The following is a 19,505-nucleotide window of genomic DNA, read 5'->3' on the forward strand; positions in this document are numbered from 1 at the left end:
GATAGCACTACTCTACATACTCCGTAAAATCTACGTTTTCCACAATCCAGCGCTTGCGCGGATCAACCTTGTCGCCCATCAACGTGGACACACGGCGTTCAGCCTTGGCTGCATCCTCAATCTGGACGCGCAGCAAGGTACGTGACTCGGGATTCATCGTTGTTTCCCATAACTGATCAGGGTTCATCTCCCCGAGTCCTTTATAGCGTTGAAGCTCAAAATTCCGTCCAAACTCCTTTAAGTAATTGTCAAGCTGCTCGTCAGTCCAGGCATAACGTACCGTTTCGAGCTTACCTGACTTACGGGTTATTTTATACAATGGCGGTTGAGCAATAAATATGCGTCCCGCATCAATCAGCTCTTTCATATACCGATAAAAGAACGTCAGCAGCAACACTTGAATGTGCGCGCCGTCTGTATCCGCATCCGTCATAATGATGATTTTGGAATAATTGCTGTCTTCCAGCGTAAATTCTGTTCCTACCCCTGCCCCGATTGCTGCTGTAATCGCGCGGTACTCATCATTTTTCATAACATCCGCCAGCTTGGATTTCTCCGGGTTCATCGGCTTGCCCTTCAATGGCAAAATAGCCTGAATTTTGGAATCCCGTCCCTGCTTCGCCGATCCTCCAGCCGAATCACCTTCCACGATAAACAGCTCGTTTCGTGTAAAATCCTTGGACTGCGCAGGCGATAGCTTGCCATTCAGATTAGAGCTTTCACTGCGTTTCTTGCCGGAACGCATTTCGTCACGAGCCTTACGTGCTGCTTCACGCGCTCTGGACGCCTGAACTGCCTTTTTGATTAACGTTTGCGCGACCTGCGGATTTTCCTCCAGAAAACGCTGCATCTGCTCCGATACAATTGCATCCACCGTACTGCGTGCGGAAGCGCTACCCAGCTGATCCTTCGTCTGACCGACGAATTCAACCTCGGCCATCTTGACACTGATTACGGCCATCATTCCCTCACGTAAATCATTGCCTTCCAGATTCTTATCCTTTTCCTTCAGCATTACCGTGCGTCGCGCATAGTCGTTCATGACACGGGTGTAAGCGGTTTTGAAGCCCGTTTCATGCGTACCCCCGCCGCGTGTCGGAATGGAGTTGACAAACGAAGCAATCGTTTCGGTATAACCTGCGTTGTACTGAATGGCAATTTCCACCTCAACGTCTTCCTTCTCCGCGTTGAAGTGAATGACGTCATGCAGCACGTCCTTGCCTTCATTCAGAAAAGCGACAAACTGACTTGCTCCGCCCTCATAAAAATACTCATCCGACTTCCCGCTGCGTTCATCTTTAAGTTGGATACGAAGACCCGAGTTCAGAAAAGCAATTTCCTGAAGCCGTTCGGCCAGCGTATCGTAGTTGAAATGAATGCCTGCCTGGAATACGCGAATATCCGGTTTAAAAGTAATTTTGGTGCCCGTCTTGTTGGTATTGCCCAGCACTTCAAGGCCTGTGGTCGGTTCCCCAACATGCTCCACGCCCTTCTTGTCCTGCCAATATTCAAACCGCTGACGGTGAATCTTGCCGTCCCGGTAAATTTCCACTTCAAGCCATTCCGAAAGAGCGTTCGTTACGGACGCGCCCACACCGTGTAGACCCCCGGACTTTTTATATCCCGAACCGCCGAACTTACCTCCGGCGTGCAAAATGGTAAATACTACCTGCGGTGTAGGAATTCCCGTTTTGTGCATTCCCGTAGGAATACCACGTCCGTTGTCTGTAACTGTAACGGAACCGTCCTTATGCATTGCAATGTCAATGCGGGAGCAAAACTTGGCAAGATGCTCATCCACCGCGTTGTCCACAATTTCCCATACCAAATGATGTAGTCCCGAAGAACTGGTGCTCCCAATATACATGCCCGGCCGTTTGCGAACTGCCACAAGCCCTTCGAGCACTTGAATGTCGTCCACGCCATATTCCGAAGCTCCGTTCTGAGTGCCGGTCGCTCCCGCAGACAAGTCGATTTTGTCGACCATTCATGCTCCCCCTTTGTCTAATCGTAACCGTGTTTTGCCTTATTCTTGATGATTTTCACCAAAAATGCAAACAGATGTTTTCTTTTACCTTGTCCATTTTAATTCAATATATCCCGTTTCGTAAAGACGGCGAATGAAACAATCAGCGCCGCAGCCCCCCAAATGCCCAATACAGCTAAAGAAAACGGCAAGGTCATCCCCTCAATCGGGGCGGGGCTTCCTGATAAATAATCGGTCAATTCGAGGTTAACCATAAATAAATATTTGGCGCTCTGCCAGGATGAGGCCATGTTCGTTAAAATTGTGCCCGAAATGAGCGCAGCCATCATCACCACAATGCTTGCCGCCGTACTACGTACCAGCACCGAAACCATAAAGGCAAGCGAAGCCACCACGAGGCTGACGAACCAGATCAACCCGGCTTGCAGCATCAGATAGTGCCATTGCGGGATCGCATGTACCGCTGACACATCCACCGTGGAGCCAACAATTTGGAAGCCCGTAAATACCGGAACGTTAAAGCCTTTAAAACCAAAAAACAGTCCCGATATAAGATAACTGATCACAAACACAGCCAAAATGATGAGCGAAACGAACATATACAGCGTTAGCAGCTTGCTCAGCAGCACCTTCCACCGCCTGACAGGACGAGTCAGCAGCATTTTTATCGTACCCGTCGTCCGTTCTCCTGAAACCAGATCGGAGGCAATCGCCATAATGAGCAATGGAACGAACAAATTAATGGAATTGTCCATAAACTCTCTGGTAAAGGTTACACCACTTGGTTCATTCGGGTTCACGTCATTTTCCAGATAATATTGCATTTGTTGAACAAATACTCGCCTGTAGGTCTTCCATTCCTCCGGAACCCGGTCGCTGCCCAGCGAATTTTGGTTATCCGTAATGGCCTGACGCAACTCCAGCCGCCAGTCATTGCCGAATTTTTCGCGGTTATTTTCCGCCACCTTCATCTGAGCGTACGTAAAAATCGGCACAAGCACAAGCAAAACAAGTAAAATGACATAAAATCGTTTCTTCTTGATGATTTTGAGTGTTTCATTTTGTACGAGCGGTAAAATGTTATTCAAGAATCTCACCTTCCGTCATTTTCAGGAATAGCTGCTCCAGTGTAGGGTTGATTTTGGTTACACCTTTAACGGAAATGCCGGAAGCCGTCATTTGTACGACCAGCTCCGCGATATGCTCTTCGTCCATTTCTGTAAAAATAGCATCCGCTCCGCTGCCTGCAACAATGCTGTCATCAATCAGTTCATCGGCGTTCGTAATGATTTGTACATGCGGAGAGCCTTCCAACTGGGCAAGACCCTGATCATGGGGCTCCAGTTGCCATACGGCCATACGCGAATGCGTTTCAACCAATTCCCTCACACCGCCAACAGCAAGCACCCGTCCTCGACTGATAATAGCGACACGATCACACAGCAACTGGATTTCACTAAGCAAATGACTGGAAACAAATACAGCCATACCCTCTGCCGCTAACAGACGGATAAAAGCTCTCATTTCCTTGATCCCTTTGGGGTCCAGCCCGTTCGTTGGTTCATCCAGAATAAGCAGCTTGGGTTTGCCAAGCAAGGCCTGGGCAATACCGAGACGCTGGCGCATCCCGAGAGAATACGTACTTACTTTATCATGAATACGGCGATCCAGCCGCACCAGCTCCACCACTTCACGAATACGCTGTTCATCCACACCCGGCTGCATCCGGGCAAAATGCTCCAGATTTTCCCACCCTGTCAGATAGCTGTATACCTCCGGATTTTCCACAATAGAACCGATATGCTGCAATGCCTGCTCTGGATCACGGTTTACATTATGACCACATACGGTAATGGTGCCCTCGGTAGGCTTGATCAGATCGACCAGCATCCGGATGGTCGTTGTTTTTCCAGCTCCATTGGGACCAAGAAAGCCAAAAATTTCGCCCGCACGCACATCGAATGTTACATCGTGAATGATCATTTTTCGTCCGATACGCTTTTTGACGTGCTGAACAGAGAGAACGGTTTCGTTGTTGCTTCTGCTTCCGTCTGCACTGCCGAACTGATTGTCGGAATGATAGCCGGATGCTCCATCTGTGGTTGTCGAAGTCCTTGCTACATCGGTCTCGGTCTTGTCAGCAGATTGGATACCCATCACTTGTTCCCTCCCTTCTTCACATCAGCAGGTTGGCTGCTCGTGGACTTTTGTCCATCCTCCGTATTGTCGCCTTCCTTAGTCGCTGCTGCTACCGCAAACCCTTGAGCGATACGCTCAGCAATTGCCTGATAGCCCTGTCCGTTAGGATGAAAATGATCGGAGGATAAATAAACCGGCAAATTTTGCTGAAATAAATCGAAGGTTGGAATCAGCGTCATATTACTGTTTTGATTGGTAATCGCCATAGCAGCCAGATTCCATTCCGTCACGACGAGATTTCCCGGAATTTTCATTTCCGGCAGGTCACTGAATGGATTATATAGTCCAACGTATATAATTTTAGCCTTCGGATTGATTTTTCCGACTTTTATCAGCACTTTTTGCAAACGCTTGGCTGCATCAGGCAGAGCCTTGCGCAAGCCATTAAGCGTAGGTGGCTCTTTGCCGGTTTGGGCAGCTTGTGCCCCCTGAAACAAATCATTTCCGCCAATGGACACAATAATAACATTGGCCTTTTTCAACACATAGGCCACGCCAGGCTCATCCAGTTTGGTCAAAAGTCCCTGAGTCGTCAGCCCGTTAATGCCCAGATTGTTAATGAGCTGAGCCTTATGGCCTTCCTGATCATTTAACAAGGTCACCGACCGTCGTACAAAACCGCTGCCTGAGTCATCGCCAGTTCCTTTCGCCAGCGAATCTCCAATGGCAGCTACCCGAAACTCCCCCGTCTGAGTTGCAGCGGATGGCGCATTTTGTATCTGCGATGAACCCGAATTTACAGGTTTGGTGCTAACGAGCGGCTCTGGAGCCGTAATGCTTCGTACTGCGGTAATAAATCCGTACAATAATAGCAGTGTGGCGGCGATGGACACGGAACCGACAGACCGCCAGATCCATTTTGATGAATTCACTCGTGTTCCCTCCTGATAACTTGGTGAAATAAACATAAAGCTTCTCATATCATTTTGCAAATAAACCGTTCTGAGTGTTATGAAGCATACATAGCATTTTGCATAAATCCCAAGAGCGATTTCAAATCAGCAAGATAGAGATCGAAACGGTTTAGTTCGTCTATCTATTGTACTTTCGAGCGTTGGGAATCGAATGATGCAAAATGCTGAAGTATGCTAAAAAGGATGGCATATCGCCATCCTTTTTATTACGACTTTTTGGTTCGTACAGCTCATCCTTTACCTCTGCATAGATGAAAACCTCACTTGCTATCGGGTATAAAGCTTTTGATCCATTGTCCGAAGCTGCCCGGATTTCTGGTTTGGATCAATACCGTCCCCTCGCCGCGAAAACGGCATACAAGTGCTTCTCCGCTCGTTACACTGGACAACCAGCCTTTGGACGCTTTTTCAATTTTGTAATCCATATAGTCCGGCCATGCCACCAGATGAGCGTTATCAATAATACGCTCCTCTCCGGGTGCAACATAAATCGGATGAATGGCTCCGTAAGAGGATAAAAACACTGTTCCGCGACCGCTGATTTCAACGATAAAAAAACCTTCGCCCGAGAACAATCCTTTCATCAGATTCTGCATTTTAGTGCTGACCTCAATGCCCTCCGTACACGCCAAGAAGCCATCCTTTTGCACCAAAAGTCTATACGTACCGTCCAATTCTACTGCTTGTACATCGCCTATACTTGCCGGAGCAAGCAGCACTTCAGCTGGCCCTCGAGATGCTCTCAGCTCCTGAAAAAAGAATTTCTCCCCGCTCAGCATCCGGCCTAAACCGCGCAACAATCCACCATCCACAGTCCCCTTTATATCCACGCTGGAAGACATGGAAACCATAGCTCCCATCTCCGCTTTAATCGTTTCTCCGGGGTTCATCTGTACCTTGAGCATAGCAAAAGCACCTTCATGCACAATTTCGTAGCTCATTCGTTCACCTGACTTTCCCATAAGTTATTAGTTATCAATATAGCTTTGTGTTATCATACTATACTTGCCGTACTTATGCCTGTTCTTGCATATAAGTAAAAGTGATAGATAAGCACACCCGTAGAGGGGCAAACAGCATAAAAAGCCCGCTGAACGTGTCAGCAGGCCTTGAATTTAGCGTTAGGTTGTCAGTATAATGTCATAACATAATGACGTTTGAAACGCTTTTTTATGATCGACTTTTAGTTACGTGTAAATTCCTGTACCCAGTATCCATTATAGTAAGCTACACCGATTTGTGTATATTCTGCCTTCAAAATATTTTCACGGTGTCCCTGACTGTTCATCCAGGCTTTCATAACTTCTTGCGGCGTTTGTTGTCCCATCGCAATATTTTCACCCGCATACGTATAAGTTACGCCGAATTTCTTCATCATATCAAATGGTGAGCCGTAAGTCGGTGATGTATGGGAAAAGTAATTATTTGTACTCATATCCTTCGCCTTGGCCAAAGCTACTTCGGTAAGCTTCGCGTTAGAAGCGAGTGGGCTCAAACCTTTTTGGCTACGCTCGTTATTCACCAGTTTTACTACTTCTGCTGCAAATTGAGACTTACTGAGCTGTGCATCCGAACCGGCGGACTGACCTGCTCCTGAATTCGTATTTTGAGCTTTCGACTGTTTGTTGGTAGCAGGCTGTGAACCTTTTTGGTTAGCCGGCTTTGCCACTTGCTTGTCGGAAGAAGGATTCGTCGTCTTTGTTTTCGCTTGATCCTGTCCGGACAAATCCTGAATTACGGTCTTCGTAATCGTAGTCGTTCCATTAGAGGTATTCACCGTAAATCCGTTATCCTTGAACCATTGTTGTAATTGGGCAGACAAATCGTCAGCTGGTGAAGCTGATGCCGGAACGATGAATCCTGCGGATAACATAGCGGTTAAACTTCCCATCACCAGTGTTTTTTTCAACATATTCTTCATTTCGTCATCTCCTTGTTGTATAGTGCCTTGTTGTGAACCTGCCTGGTTACAACTTTGTAATCTTTACTCTAGCAGTATAACATGTTTCATAGCAGGATCAATGGTATAAAAGTTGGAAAAAAAATAGCCCCGCTCGGCAATGGCCTAAACGGGACTGATCTATGGTAATGAGGCTCTGAATATAATCCGGGCTTGTACAGGGCTGTTATTTAAGCTTTTTGCTAAAACGGTAGCCTTGCTTTTCAAAGCCGATTCGGTTGTAGAAAGCTTGGGCCTCTATTTGTTTGATGCGGTTATTCGCTCCGGTAATGAACAAATGAAAGCTTCCTTGTGCACGTCCCCACTCCTCACCGCAGGCCACCAAGCGCTTGCCGATGCCCTCGCCGCGATACTCCTTGCTCACGACCAGCATGGTGATTTGTACGGCAGGATCAGGATAAGCCAGGCTTTGAGCCGTATGCATGCCGATTACGCCGACAACACGACCATCCATTTCTGCGACCATCATATTTGCTTGGCAGTCCTCCTGCGTAGTTCCCATAACTTCTTTCATCACACCACAAGTCATCGGATATCCGACTTCTCTTAGCAGTCCTGTTACGGCTTCGCAATCGCCAAGCTCTACGGAACGAATTGTCAGTACTGGAAACATCACATTGTTAGACATGATTTACCTCCACTTTCAGCATATTGGCAGCTTCTTTGGCCGTCTTCCGTGCTGTTTCCACATCTCCCGCAGCGCTAAGCGCTACAGCCATCCGGCGTCCCGGCTTGGTTTCAGGCTTCCCGAACACTCGCACCTGTGTCCGGGGTAGCAATAATGCATCATACAGACCACCGATTACAAAATCCCGCGTAGCTTGTTTTGCCTTCAAGGTAGCCGAAGCCCCAGGGGTTAGCAGTGTAACCGACAGTATCGGGAATCCGAGAATGGCCCGTACGTGAAGCGCAAATTCCGACAAATCCTGCGTAATCATCGTTACCATTCCCGTATCATGCGGACGGGGGGATACTTCACTGAATACGACGCCATCAGCCGTTAAAAACAGCTCTACGCCAAACAATCCGTAACCACCCAGTTCATCCGTAATCGTACGGGCAATGTCCTCCGCGTCCGAAAGTTGCTTGTCCGTCATGCCATGAGGTTGCCAAGATTCGACATAATCCCCATCCTTTTGAATGTGGCCAATCGGTGGGCAAAAAGTCGTACCCGATACCGATCTGACAGTCAATAACGTAATTTCACTTTCAAACGGAACAAAAGCTTCAACAATGACACGTGTTGTTTTGGCACGTGCGCCTTCCAACGCCGTATTCCAGCAGGATTCCGCTTCCTCGGGTGTCCGGCATACAGACTGCCCTTTACCCGACGAACTCATCAAGGGCTTGACCACGCATGGCGTGCCCAGCTCATGAACCGCTGACCGCAACTGCTCAAAATGATCTGCAAAGCGGTAGGCGGCGGTCGGAAGTTGCAACTTCTCGGCAGCAAGCCTGCGAATGCCCTCCCGGTCCATCGTAAGACGGGCGGCCCGGGCCGTTGGAACTACGTAAAATCCCTCTTGCTCCAATTCTTCCAAAGCACCCGTAGCAATAGCTTCGATTTCAGGTACAATTATGTCGGGCTTTTCCTTGCGAATCAGTGCCTTCAATGCCTCAGCATCCTGCATATCCAAACAATAAGAACGATGAGCCACCTGCATTGCTGGAGCCAGTTCATAGCGGTCTACAGCAATACATTCCACGCCAAGCCGCTGAGCTTCAATAATGACTTCTTTTCCCAATTCGCCGCTACCCAGCAGCAGCATCTTTTTAGCCCCAGCAGAAAAAGGAGCACCCCACATCTTGAACTCTTCCCCCTCTGAAGATATTGCTCTGATCTCTTTTCATCTTTATTTTCAGGGTTTAGCTCCAAGAATGCAATAGCGCTCCGCATTTAAATTTACAAAAATCGCGATTTTTTGATCTTTTTTTTACAAAAATCTGAACTGTGCTTCCACCAGCCCCCGATAAATTCCATGTTTTTTCATCAATTGTTCATGATTCCCACTTTCTTGGATCTGCCCATGATCCAGCACGACGATATGATCGGCATTCCGAATGGTGGACAAACGATGAGCAACCATGAAGGAGGTTCTGCCTTCCAGCAGCACCTGAAGAGCCTCCTGAATTTTCAGTTCTGTTTCCGTATCTATACTGGCTGTGGCTTCATCCAATATGAGAATTCGTGGATTAGCCAGTAAAGCGCGGGCAAAAGATAGCAGCTGGCGCTGGCCCATGGACAGCATACCGCCCCGCTCCTCTACCTCTGTTTCATAGCCGCCCGGCAAATGAACGATGAATTCATGAGCATTGACTGCCTTCGCAGCCGCTTCAATTTCCTCATCCGTTGCATCCAGTCGACCGAATCGAATATTATCGCGAATCGTACCTGAAAAAATAAATGTATCCTGAAGTACGATGCTAATTTGGCTACGCAAGCTCTCCACCGTTACATCACGCACATCATGGCCGTCAATCATAAGTCGCCCTGATGTAATGTCATAAAACCGGCTGAGCAGGTTAATGATTGTGCTTTTACCAGATCCGGTATGCCCGACAAGCGCAATGGACTGACCCGCCTCGACAGAGAGATTAATGCCTTTAAGCGCCTGACGTCCCTTTTCATATTCAAAAACAACTTCTTCAAAATGGATATCGCCGCGAATGGACGGTAGGTCTTTGGCTCCCGGCTTATTCGCAATATTCGGCTGTTCATCCATAAACTCAAAAATTCTTTCAGACGAAGCCATCGCAACCAGCAACTGGTTGTACATTTGGCCCAGTCGATTAATCGGGTCCCAAAAGTTCCCCACATAGTTGGCAAACGCAACCAGCAGACCTACCGTAAGCTGATCCGTCTGAATCAGATGTGCCCCGAACCAGAACAGCACAAGCGTACCCAAGCCTCCGGTAATATCAATGAGCGGGCCGAAGATCTGATTCATGGCCGATGCTTTATCCCAAGATCGTTTGCTGGAGCTGTTCATGTTATCGAAATAAGCCATGTTTTCCTGCTCCTGCGTGTACGCCTGCGTCACACGGATACCCTGAATGGATTCATTCAGATGAGAGTTGATACGGGAATTCTTCATGCGTACTTCCTGCCAGGCACGGCGGATGCGCACACGCAGCTTGGTAGAGATTAAAAACATGATCGGAACAGTCACGATGACCGCCAGACCAAGCTTCCAGTTAATCAGCAGCAAAATGACGATGATTCCAGTGAGCTGTACACAGTCAATCAGGACATTCACCGCACCATTCGTAAATAGATCCTGAAGCGAGTTGATGTCATTCGTAACGCGTACCAATACAGATCCAGCCGGTCTTTTATCAAAAAAGTTGAAGGAAAGCTTCTGAATATGCTTGAACAGATCCTCACGCAGATCGTAAATGACACGTTGACCGATAATATTTGTGAATTTAATGCGGTACGTACTGGCTGCCCATTGAATTAAATATAGCAACAGCACTGCTCCAGTTATAAGCAGCAGCAATTTTACACTCGGCAGTGCAGGCCCTACGGGAGCAATCGCCTTGTCAATGGCCAGACTGATCAGATAGGGAACGGTCAACTTGGTGATGGTACCAAGAATCATCATGACCAGTAGTATCGGCAGGATCTGCCGGGCGTAAGGCTTCATGTATGCGAGCAACCGTTTGAATTCGGACCAGTTAAACGGTTTGTCGATGATATCATCATCCTGGTACACAAATCGCTCATTCATTGGTTTTTGAAGCGTTTTGGCTTTTTCAGCGGGTACATTCATGGTCTCACCTGCCTTTCGGATGCACCGTCAGGAGTCTGGGCTATGTAGTCAGCGTATTGAATATGATACACATCCTGATACGGACCTGGAGTAGCAATGAGCTGTTCATGCGTTCCTCGCTGGGCTATCTGCCCTTCCTCCAGCACTACAATTTCATCAGCATGACGAAGTGAAGAAATACGGTGAGCAATAATAAAGGTCGTCCGTCCTCGCATAACCTCTTGAAAACCGGTCTGGATTTCATGCTCCGTCTCCATATCGACCGCGCTGGTCGCATCATCAAGCACCAAAATTTTCGGATTTTTGAGTAGTGCGCGTGCGATGGCAATCCGTTGCTTTTGCCCACCAGACAGCCCCAGTCCCCGTTCACCGACAACTGTGTCATAGCCCAATGGCAGCTCGGTAATAAATTCATGCGCCTGAGCCAGCTTGGATACGCGTATAATGTCATCCATACTGACATGGCTTAGTCCATAAGCAATGTTGTTACGGATGGAAGATGAGAACAGGAACGTCTCCTGGAACACGGAAGATATTTGAGCACGTAAATCACGGATTTTCAAATGGCGTATTTCCGTTCCATCCAGCTTGATGCTGCCTGCGTTCACATTGTAAGCTCGCATAAGCAGTTGAATAATGGTGGATTTACCTGAGCCGGTTCCGCCCAAAATACCGATGACTGATCCCGGGGGCGCATCCAGGTTGATGTCAACGACAGCGGGTAGCTTATTCCCGTAAGCAAAAGTGACATGCTCAAATGTGACATGGCCCTCCACCTCGTCAGCATCGAGCGACAGAGCATCAGCTTCATCGGTGACATCCACCGATTGATTCAATAGCTCCAAGACCCGTTCACCAGAAGCTTTGGACTGGGTATAGTTATTGATATGGAAGCCAATGTTCCAGATGGGGCCGATAATATACCAAATTAAGCTAAAAAAGGCGACAAGCTGACCCAGGGTCAGCGACTTTTCAATAACCAGATAGCCCCCCATGCCCAGCAGAAGAACCACACTGACAGAAGCAATCAGCTCCATGGCGGGGAAGAAACGGCTCCACAGGGAAGCAGCTTGAATTTGATTACTTTTGTATTGCTCATTTCGCACTGAAAATTTTTCAACCTCATATGATTCGCGGGCAAATGATTTGACGGTGCGCACGCCTGTTATATTTTCCTGCACCGCTGTCGTCAAGGCGCTGAGCGCAATCCGCATTTCCTGAAAGGTGGGGTGAATTCGTGATTCGAACTTAAACGTGACGAAGAGCAGCAAAGGCATGCTGATCATCGTAAAGAGGGTGAGTTGCCAGTTGATATACAGCATCATCATAGATCCGAATACGACCATCAGTACCACATTGAGGATTTGGGCAAAACCAAACCCGATGAAGTTGCGAATCGCCTCCAGATCACCCGTCAAACGGGACATGAGATCCCCCGTTTTGGCAGTGTCATAATATCTGAAGGACAAAAATTGCAGTTTTTCATAACAAGCATTGCGGAGTCGGTATGCCAGATAGTTACCCAGCCGTCCACCAAAAAAACCGTGTAAAAATTGCATAAAGCCTTTGACGATCACTACTCCCAGCACAGTTAGAGCCAGCGCCGGGACTTTCCCGAAGTCACCGGGGATGATAGCGTTATCAATTAGCCTTTGGAGCAGGTTTGGATACACCAGTCCCAGGGCCGTCGCTATCGCAAGGCATAGAATGGAAAGAAACAGATAATGTCTCCTCTCACGAAAAAAGCCCTGCAATTGCCTGAGCACTTCCATGTCAATGTCCCTCCATTAGTTGCACGACGTTGTTATATGGCTTAGTGAAGTTTACCATTCGCATTCCAAGGGGGCAAAGAGGATAACTGGCCGTTTTCAGGCAGGTTCGCAATTGGCGGGTGATTAGACAAATTAAATCGCTTTCTTATCATTGAATATGGCTAATTACTCGTTATTGCTGTCTTTTTGAAGCATGCTTAAAACACCGGGTTGTCCCGCAACCCGGTGTCCTGATGAAAGATATGCTTGTCCATGAAGCGACGGTAGCCCGCAATCTATGGATGGAATACTTATTAGGCAGCTGATTAGGTTATTTGAAAAAATGAACTTAGGCAATGTGTGGCAAGAATTACGTTAGCGATTCTTCCTGCTCCAAGGCGACAATCCGACTGGCAAGCTCTTCCCAAACCTGTGGCTGCTCACCACCCGTAAGTGCATGCTCCATACCGCGAATCGTCTCCAGCATCTGCTCCCGAAGCTGAGTCGTCTGCCACATTTGTTCCTCCTGTACCAGCATAATGTAAAAAGAGGACATTCGTTCTCGCTGTTGCTCTACAGCTTCCCCGATTCTCTCGCGCAGCACTGGCTCCAGTTTGGTTTGCAGACCCGCACGGCCAGATCCTTCAAAAAATAGCTTTGGATTTTTAAAGCTGCCCCAATATTCTTTCCAATGGACGGACTCCTGTAAGGAAATTTCAATCAGTTCGGGAACAGCCCATTCTCTGGGTTCAGGAACCGTGCAATCCAGTCCTTCCAGCTGATGGTTCATGTCCTCTACACACCGCTGTATAGCCTTGCGTACCAAGCTTTGTCCCGTTTTTTCCAGCCTCAGCGTGGTTGCCAGCAATTCTTGTGACAGTTCCAGTTCGATCAGGCGCATCAGCTCACGGCCACAGGAAGCAAATGCTGAACGAAGATCGCCCACACCTTCCCGCAGGACAGACGGATGAAACGCCTCCGCGATAAACTCTCCAGTCCGATAAGCCAGCCGTTGACGTACGTGAAACAGCAGTTCATCGGTTTCCCCAGACAACACGGCTGCACCACTGCTATCAGACAGGCTCAGTAGTGTTTGCTCCAGTCCCTCGCGGATATGGTTTATTCGCTCCAACCGCCCTTCGCGTTCCTCCACGCTATATCTGGCATCTGCGGCGTGTTGCACTATCCGGCTTCGCAACCGCCCCAGCTCCTGCATGGCGGAAGCAATGGACAATCCGGCCAGCTCTTCGGCTGCAAATGCTGAAAAATCATCTTCAAACGCATCAAAACCTGAAGCCGCACGCAGCGAAGCCTCTCCTTGCTCGGCTGCTTCCAGCGCCAGCATACTAGACAGCGGATAAATACGCGGCTTACGAATCCCGTTCGCTTGCAGTTGCTCCTGCACATGCCGGGTTACGGATTGCAGCTCTTCTTCGGACGAAGCGAGGTCTGCTGCATTGACGATAAAAAAGGTCTGATCCAGCGCCAACGTCTCTTTCACCCGGCCCAATTGGTTCAAAAATTGACGGTCTCCTTGGGTAAACGCGTGATTATAGTACGTGACAAATACAAGAGCGTCCGCATGCTTCATATAATTGAAGGTCACACCTGTGTGACGCGCATTGACTGAATCCGCTCCAGGCGTATCCACAAGCACGATCCCCTGACGGGTCAGAGGGCAGTCATAATAAAGGTCAATATGCTCCACAAAGCATGACTTATGCTCGGATGCAACAAAATCCCGATATTGCTCCAGATTTACTTGAAGCTGCTGGCCCAGCAAGCTTTCAGCTTCTTCCCATCCAGCGGCGGCAGCCTTCAAAAAGCTGTAATGGGGCCGCCCGGCAGGGTGAATGCCTTCGGGGGATAACGCATGTACGGTATCCTGCCATCCCTCTGCACCCGGTTCTCCCAGCCCTAACAGCCGAAACGAGTATTTAAGGTCTTCCCGCAAAGCGTCCACTGATTTCATATGGACGTCTGCGGTAGCATGGCGCTCCTTGCTTGCGGGCGCCATAATCCGGTTAATCGCCGCTGTCGTCGGATGCGGCGATACAGGCAACACCGCTTCGCCCAGCAAAGCGTTGGCGAAGCTGGACTTCCCGGCGCTGAACGCTCCGAACAGCGCCAGCGTGAACCGCCCGCCTTCCAGCGCAGCGGCGCGGGCGTGCAAATCCCGTACTGCAGCTTGCATGGCAGGGTACGGGCTCAACAATGCAGCGGCGGCCTCCAATCGGGACGCTGCTGCATCCAGCCGCGTGCGGCGGCCTCCGGCGGCGGGCTGTGCTGCCGTCGTGCCTGCAAGCGGCTGCGCCGCTGCGGCGTGTGCGCCAGCGGCGGCAGTACGCGCAGCGCCCGCTGGCGCGGCCGAAGCCGCAGCGGTGGTTTCCGCCGCAGGCGCTGGCGCGGCCGCCTGGGGCAACGCGTCAGGCGCGGCTGCTTGCGGAAGCAGGCTGCGCAGCACGGTGGCGTGCGCAGCCGAGGCGCTTAGGCGGGCGCGATAACGGCCTGCCGCGTCCGCCTGCGCCAGCAGCTCGGTGCGCGCGGACGCAAGCGCCGCGCGGCGTGCTTCGGCCTGCGCAGCTAGCTGCGCCAGCATGCGATCTGCCAGCGCCAGCGCCTTGCGGCGGCAATCTGCCGTAACGGCGCTGCGCAGATCCTTGCAATAGTTCAGCGTATACTCCGGCGACAACGCGGTTTCCTTCACCGTCTGCTCAATCAGACTCCGATCCGTCACAGGACGAATTTCGTCCAGCTCCTGCTCCATCGCAGCCGACCACAAACCATGCCCATCCCCCCAGGAACGCAGCAGCTCTCGCACATGAGGAAGCAACTGCCCCTCCACCTGATCAGCCAGCATACCAGTCAGTCGTTCCAAACGGTTTTCCTTCTCCCGCTCCGTCTTTGCTCCGGCAAACCATAGCCCGGCCTTGAAGCCCGGCTTGCGACTCTCCAAATATTCACTCGCCGCCTCACGCAGCTCTGCTGGTGTCAAATGTACATGCTCCAGTAGATGATCCAGCTCCTGCCGCAGCCGTTTATGCTCCTGCTCCGCCAGCATCTGCCAGCGTTCATCCTCTTGCTGAAAAACTTCCAGCTCCATAGCCAGACGCGAAATGACTTCCTCCCCGCCTGCCTCTTCCAGCAACGTGTTCAGTTCCTCTTCCTCCGCAGCCTGTACAGCCTCCACATGTTGATCCGCCAAATGGCGCATGGAGGAAACCAAACTGTACGACAATAGCTCTGTTTTTCGCTCCAACAGTGCTTTGATTAGCAACGGCAGCTCTTTCCATTGGTTCCAAGGATGGTTTTGCTCTTTCAAGGAGGTGAACAGTATATCCGTGTAATGAACCTGCCAAGCATGAAAGCTAGCCTCCACCTCACTACGATAACGTGTAAATGAAAGCTCTCGCTCTCGATGCTTATCTATTTGGTTAATAATCAAATATAACGGCTTGCCCCAATCCGACAGACTTTTGGCAAAGGACAAGTTATTTTCCGATTGAACATGATTATAATCCATCACATAAAAAACAATATCCGCCCAGTGCAAAGCAGAATGTGTCGCCAGCGCATGGCCATGGTCCGTAGAATCGACACCGGGTGTATCCAGCAGTACCCCTCCGCCAGCTAACATCGGGACATCCTCCCATACCTGAACCGATTCGTAAGCTCCGCCATTTTTACAATATTCAGCCAGCTCGGACAGAGAGGTTTCCAGCACCTCCGGCTCCGGGTTTTCTGATGTTTTGGCCGGATGAATTAGCGCTCTCGAACGTCCGTAACGGATGGACACCACATTAGCGCTCGTAGGAACCGGCCCGGAAGGCAGCACTGTTTTGCCGCACAGACTGTTGATCAAGCTCGATTTCCCAGCGGAAAAATGCCCGCAAAATGCAATGGTCAGTTCCTCTGCATCCGCCTTCTCCAGCAAGTCAGCTACGGCTTTCGCTCCTTCCTCATCCCCAGCTGTGCGCAAAAAATTCCGTAACTGTTCTATCGTATTCATTTCTTCCCGAGCATTCCCTGTAATCGTTTGCATCATAAGCTATAGTTCCACTCCTTGTCCCTTAACTGCCTCAAATAGCTTTATTGTAGCATTCCTTAGGCGCTGTGAGAATCATCACAGTTGAGGTTTTTGCAAAAATCCACAAAGCGACGTGTAACCAGCAATATATAGATCGAAATGATTTTATTCGTCTATATATTGCACCTTGGAGCGACTGGAATCGAATTTTGCAAAATCCTGAATTAAAAAAGATGTTAAAAAAAGGCGCTCCCCGTCATGTACATGACTTTGGGAAACCGCCTTTTTATCAATAGTACCAATAAGTTCATCTCATTCTGTCCAAAACTGATCTTTACAGCAAAGCTTCAATATCCTCTTCCATATCCAGGGGATCCGTCGTCGCCTCAAAGCGTTTGACCACTTTCCCGTTCCGATCAATCAGGAATTTTGTAAAATTCCATTTGATCGAATCTCCAGCTAAGTATTCAGGATGACGCTCATGAATTAAAGGAATAAGTATTTTGGCAACCGAATGCGTTTCATCAAAGCCCTCAAAGGGCAACGACGAAGAAAGATATGTAAACAACGGGTGAGCCTGCTTATCACGTACATCCACCTTTTGGAACATGGGGAACGCAACGCCATAATTCAGGGTACAAAATGCATGCACGCTGTCATTGGAATCCGGCTCCTGATCGGCAAACTGATTACACGGAAAGCCGAGAATCACCAAACCTCTATCCTTATAGTGATCATACAAACGCTGCAAATCCTGATATTGAAATGTAAAACCGCACTGGCTGGCTGTATTTACAATTAATACCACTTTATCTTTAAAATCACTAAGGGAGATTTCCTTACCGTTCATTGCAACGGCTGAATAATCATAAATGCTCATTTAAGAATAACTCCTCTGTAAGTTATACACCATGCGCCCCGAGGCTGGTTAGACCAGCCGAGCCGCTTACGGCGGAGCATGCAAGCATGTCCGCTAATTGAACTTAATTTGTTGCCGTCTCAAGCACTGGCAGCAAAATTTCGAATACTTGACCATGCTGCAAAATTGTAATTCCGCGGGATTTGTCCTTCATTACGACTACTTCCGGCTTTTGAGACATACGCTCCAGATAATACTCAGGTACATCACCAGAATGGCTAACTGTGATTCCTTCAAGCTCGCGCTCTTCGTTTTCAGCAAACTCCGATGTTACGATTTGCTCAAAAATATCGGAAAAAGCCTCAAAATTGTCTGTATATACCGAAATGCATTTCATACTCTTCATCCTTTTCTACACTTAAATGGTTAAACCCTCGTAATCTCTGCGGGGTCTTTAAGCTCTACGTTCCTTATCTTTCCTGATCAGGGACGTTTTCATACGTTTCTTGCCTTCCCTGCATACATCGAGCAACGGACATACCTGACATTGAGGGTTTTGCGCTTTGCAGTGATAGCGGCCGAAAAAAATGAGCCTGTGATGGGTCAAGGACCATTCGTCCCTAGGTACCCTTTTCATCAGCTTTTTTTCCACCTCTAGCACTGAATCGTCCCATCCCGCAAAGCCCAGTCGTTTGGAAACACGCTCTACATGCGTATCTACCGCAATAGCTGGTACATTAAAAGCGGTGGACACAACGACATTAGCCGTCTTGCGCCCAACACCGGGAAGCTTGACCAACTCATCATGCTCAGACGGTATTTCTCCCCCGTACTGGTCTATCAATAAACGGCACAGGTTTTGAATATGCTTAGCCTTGTTCCGGTACAAGCCGATTCTGCGGATATCCTGCTCCAGTTCTTCAATGGGAACAGCCAAATAATCCTCGGGTGTCTTGTATTTTTGAAACAGGTCTGCCGTTACTTTATTCACCATCTGATCGGAGCATTGAGCAGACAATAACACAGCAATCGTTAATTCAAAAGCATTGTCATGGTTCAACTCACAATGGGCATCCGGAAACATCGTACCGATGGTGTCCAATATATGACGTGCGGTTGCTGCATTCACGGAATCCTACCTCCTACCAAAAAAAACGTCTTGATACGGGATAGCCCGCATCAAGACGGTCACTCTAAATAATCATCCGAAAAGAAACGAATACTATTTGTGCATGACTGCCTGCATAGGCGAGAAATACACTCCTATATTAACATTAACTGTCACAGATTGCACGAGAAAAGTGTGTAATTCCCAAGAAATTTTCATACAGTCTGATCTGTTAACGGTTCATCGGATGATCCAGGTCTACATGTCCCATTAAGGATTCCAGGGATTGACCATCTACAAGCAAATCCAGCGTTTTGACTTCCTTGAACTGGAACATCGTTTTCTTCAAAGCGTCAATAGCCAATTCCTCGCCGCCTGCACCCAGACGAGCCTCGTCCGGCAGGGAAATATCAAACGTCAATGCTCCATTGTCCAATTTGATTTTATGCACGGAAATTTTCTCGGACCATAACGGTATCAGAGTAGAATTCCCACTCTTTTGCAGAGCTTCAAACGCCTTTTGGAATTTTTCCAGCTCGCTTGGGTAGGTAATTTCCTTTTTCTGTTCCTTCAAACCTGTCTCTTGTGTATCGGTGTAGTACACCGTGATCTGTTGAGTTTGGCGGTCTCCTGATTTTACCGTATCCGTCTTGGTGTTTGTAGGCTCGGTTGACGAGGATGCAGGTGTTTGACTCGCTCCGTTATTTTCAGCAGACTGAGTCGATGAATCAGGGATCGTTTGTTCTGGTGTGCTATTTTGCGCCGCAGACGTTTTTGTTTCCTGAGATGGAGCAGCAGGAGCGGCTGTCTCCTTGGAGGCGCAGCCTGCACCTGCAATAGCAAACAGTGCCAGCAGACCTGCGATTACGATTTTCTTGTTCATATGTCCCCCTCCTTGCTTGACGTTGGCAAGCGATTTGTTGAAGA

At 48.8% G+C, this 19,505-nt stretch carries 15 protein-coding genes; all 15 read right to left on the bottom strand.

Annotated elements, in window-relative coordinates; translation table 11 throughout:
- Positions 1-7: 7 nt before the first annotated feature.
- Positions 8-1,987 (bottom strand): DNA topoisomerase IV subunit B, encoded by a 1,980-nt coding sequence (gene parE, locus ABIA61_RS05730; RefSeq protein WP_283652161.1) that lies wholly within the window; start codon positions 1,985-1,987, stop codon positions 8-10.
- Between the two features lie 98 nt (positions 1,988-2,085).
- Complete coding sequence (locus ABIA61_RS05735; RefSeq protein WP_404521271.1) at positions 2,086-3,075, bottom strand: ABC transporter permease; 990 nt, start codon at positions 3,073-3,075, stop codon at positions 2,086-2,088.
- Positions 3,068-4,144, bottom strand: coding sequence for an ABC transporter ATP-binding protein (locus ABIA61_RS05740; protein ID WP_404580456.1), 1,077 nt, complete (start codon positions 4,142-4,144; stop codon positions 3,068-3,070). The genes ABIA61_RS05735 and ABIA61_RS05740 overlap by 8 nt, the downstream gene beginning before the upstream one ends.
- The gene (locus ABIA61_RS05745; protein WP_404521268.1) at positions 4,144-5,094 is read right to left on the bottom strand and encodes a GDSL-type esterase/lipase family protein; all 951 of its coding nucleotides are present in this window, start codon (positions 5,092-5,094) and stop codon (positions 4,144-4,146) included. Before ABIA61_RS05745 ends, ABIA61_RS05740 begins: the two co-directional genes overlap by 1 nt.
- Before the next feature lie 266 nt (positions 5,095-5,360).
- Positions 5,361-6,041, bottom strand: coding sequence for a TIGR00266 family protein (locus ABIA61_RS05750; RefSeq protein ID WP_283652165.1), 681 nt, complete (start codon positions 6,039-6,041; stop codon positions 5,361-5,363).
- A gap of 242 nt (positions 6,042-6,283) precedes the next feature.
- Entirely contained in the window at positions 6,284-7,021 is a 738-nt protein-coding gene (locus tag ABIA61_RS05755) for a CAP domain-containing protein (RefSeq protein ID WP_283652166.1), read from the bottom strand.
- Positions 7,022-7,226: 205 nt separating this feature from the next.
- On the bottom strand, positions 7,227-7,688 hold the full coding sequence (locus ABIA61_RS05760) for a GNAT family N-acetyltransferase (protein WP_283652167.1): 462 nt from the start codon (positions 7,686-7,688) through the stop codon (positions 7,227-7,229).
- Complete coding sequence (gene purT / locus ABIA61_RS05765; protein WP_283652168.1) at positions 7,681-8,865, bottom strand: formate-dependent phosphoribosylglycinamide formyltransferase; 1,185 nt, start codon at positions 8,863-8,865, stop codon at positions 7,681-7,683. The genes ABIA61_RS05760 and purT overlap by 8 nt, the downstream gene beginning before the upstream one ends.
- A gap of 129 nt (positions 8,866-8,994) precedes the next feature.
- Positions 8,995-10,833, bottom strand: a complete 1,839-nt coding sequence (locus ABIA61_RS05770) for an ABC transporter ATP-binding protein (RefSeq protein ID WP_283652169.1) — start codon at positions 10,831-10,833, stop codon at positions 8,995-8,997.
- Positions 10,830-12,605, bottom strand: coding sequence for an ABC transporter ATP-binding protein (locus tag ABIA61_RS05775; protein ID WP_283652170.1), 1,776 nt, complete (start codon positions 12,603-12,605; stop codon positions 10,830-10,832). Before ABIA61_RS05775 ends, ABIA61_RS05770 begins: the two co-directional genes overlap by 4 nt.
- Positions 12,606-12,954: 349 nt before the next feature.
- On the bottom strand, positions 12,955-16,629 hold the full coding sequence (locus tag ABIA61_RS05780) for a dynamin family protein (RefSeq protein WP_404521259.1): 3,675 nt from the start codon (positions 16,627-16,629) through the stop codon (positions 12,955-12,957).
- A gap of 316 nt (positions 16,630-16,945) precedes the next feature.
- Positions 16,946-17,491: a glutathione peroxidase gene (locus ABIA61_RS05785; RefSeq protein WP_404521257.1), complete on the bottom strand. Its 546-nt coding sequence runs from the start codon at positions 17,489-17,491 to the stop codon at positions 16,946-16,948.
- Positions 17,492-17,594: 103 nt separating this feature from the next.
- A complete protein-coding gene (locus ABIA61_RS05790; protein WP_283652172.1) occupies positions 17,595-17,867 on the bottom strand; it encodes an NAD/NADP transhydrogenase alpha subunit in 273 nt (90 codons plus the stop codon).
- A gap of 57 nt (positions 17,868-17,924) precedes the next feature.
- Complete coding sequence (nth, locus tag ABIA61_RS05795; RefSeq protein ID WP_283652173.1) at positions 17,925-18,599, bottom strand: endonuclease III; 675 nt, start codon at positions 18,597-18,599, stop codon at positions 17,925-17,927.
- Positions 18,600-18,810: 211 nt separating this feature from the next.
- A complete protein-coding gene (locus ABIA61_RS05800; protein ID WP_404521255.1) occupies positions 18,811-19,461 on the bottom strand; it encodes a GerMN domain-containing protein in 651 nt (216 codons plus the stop codon).
- Positions 19,462-19,505 lie beyond the last annotated feature (44 nt).

The organism is Paenibacillus sp. RC21 (genome assembly GCF_044907935.1).
In the GTDB taxonomy this organism is placed as follows: domain Bacteria; phylum Bacillota; class Bacilli; order Paenibacillales; family Paenibacillaceae; genus Paenibacillus; species Paenibacillus terrae_A.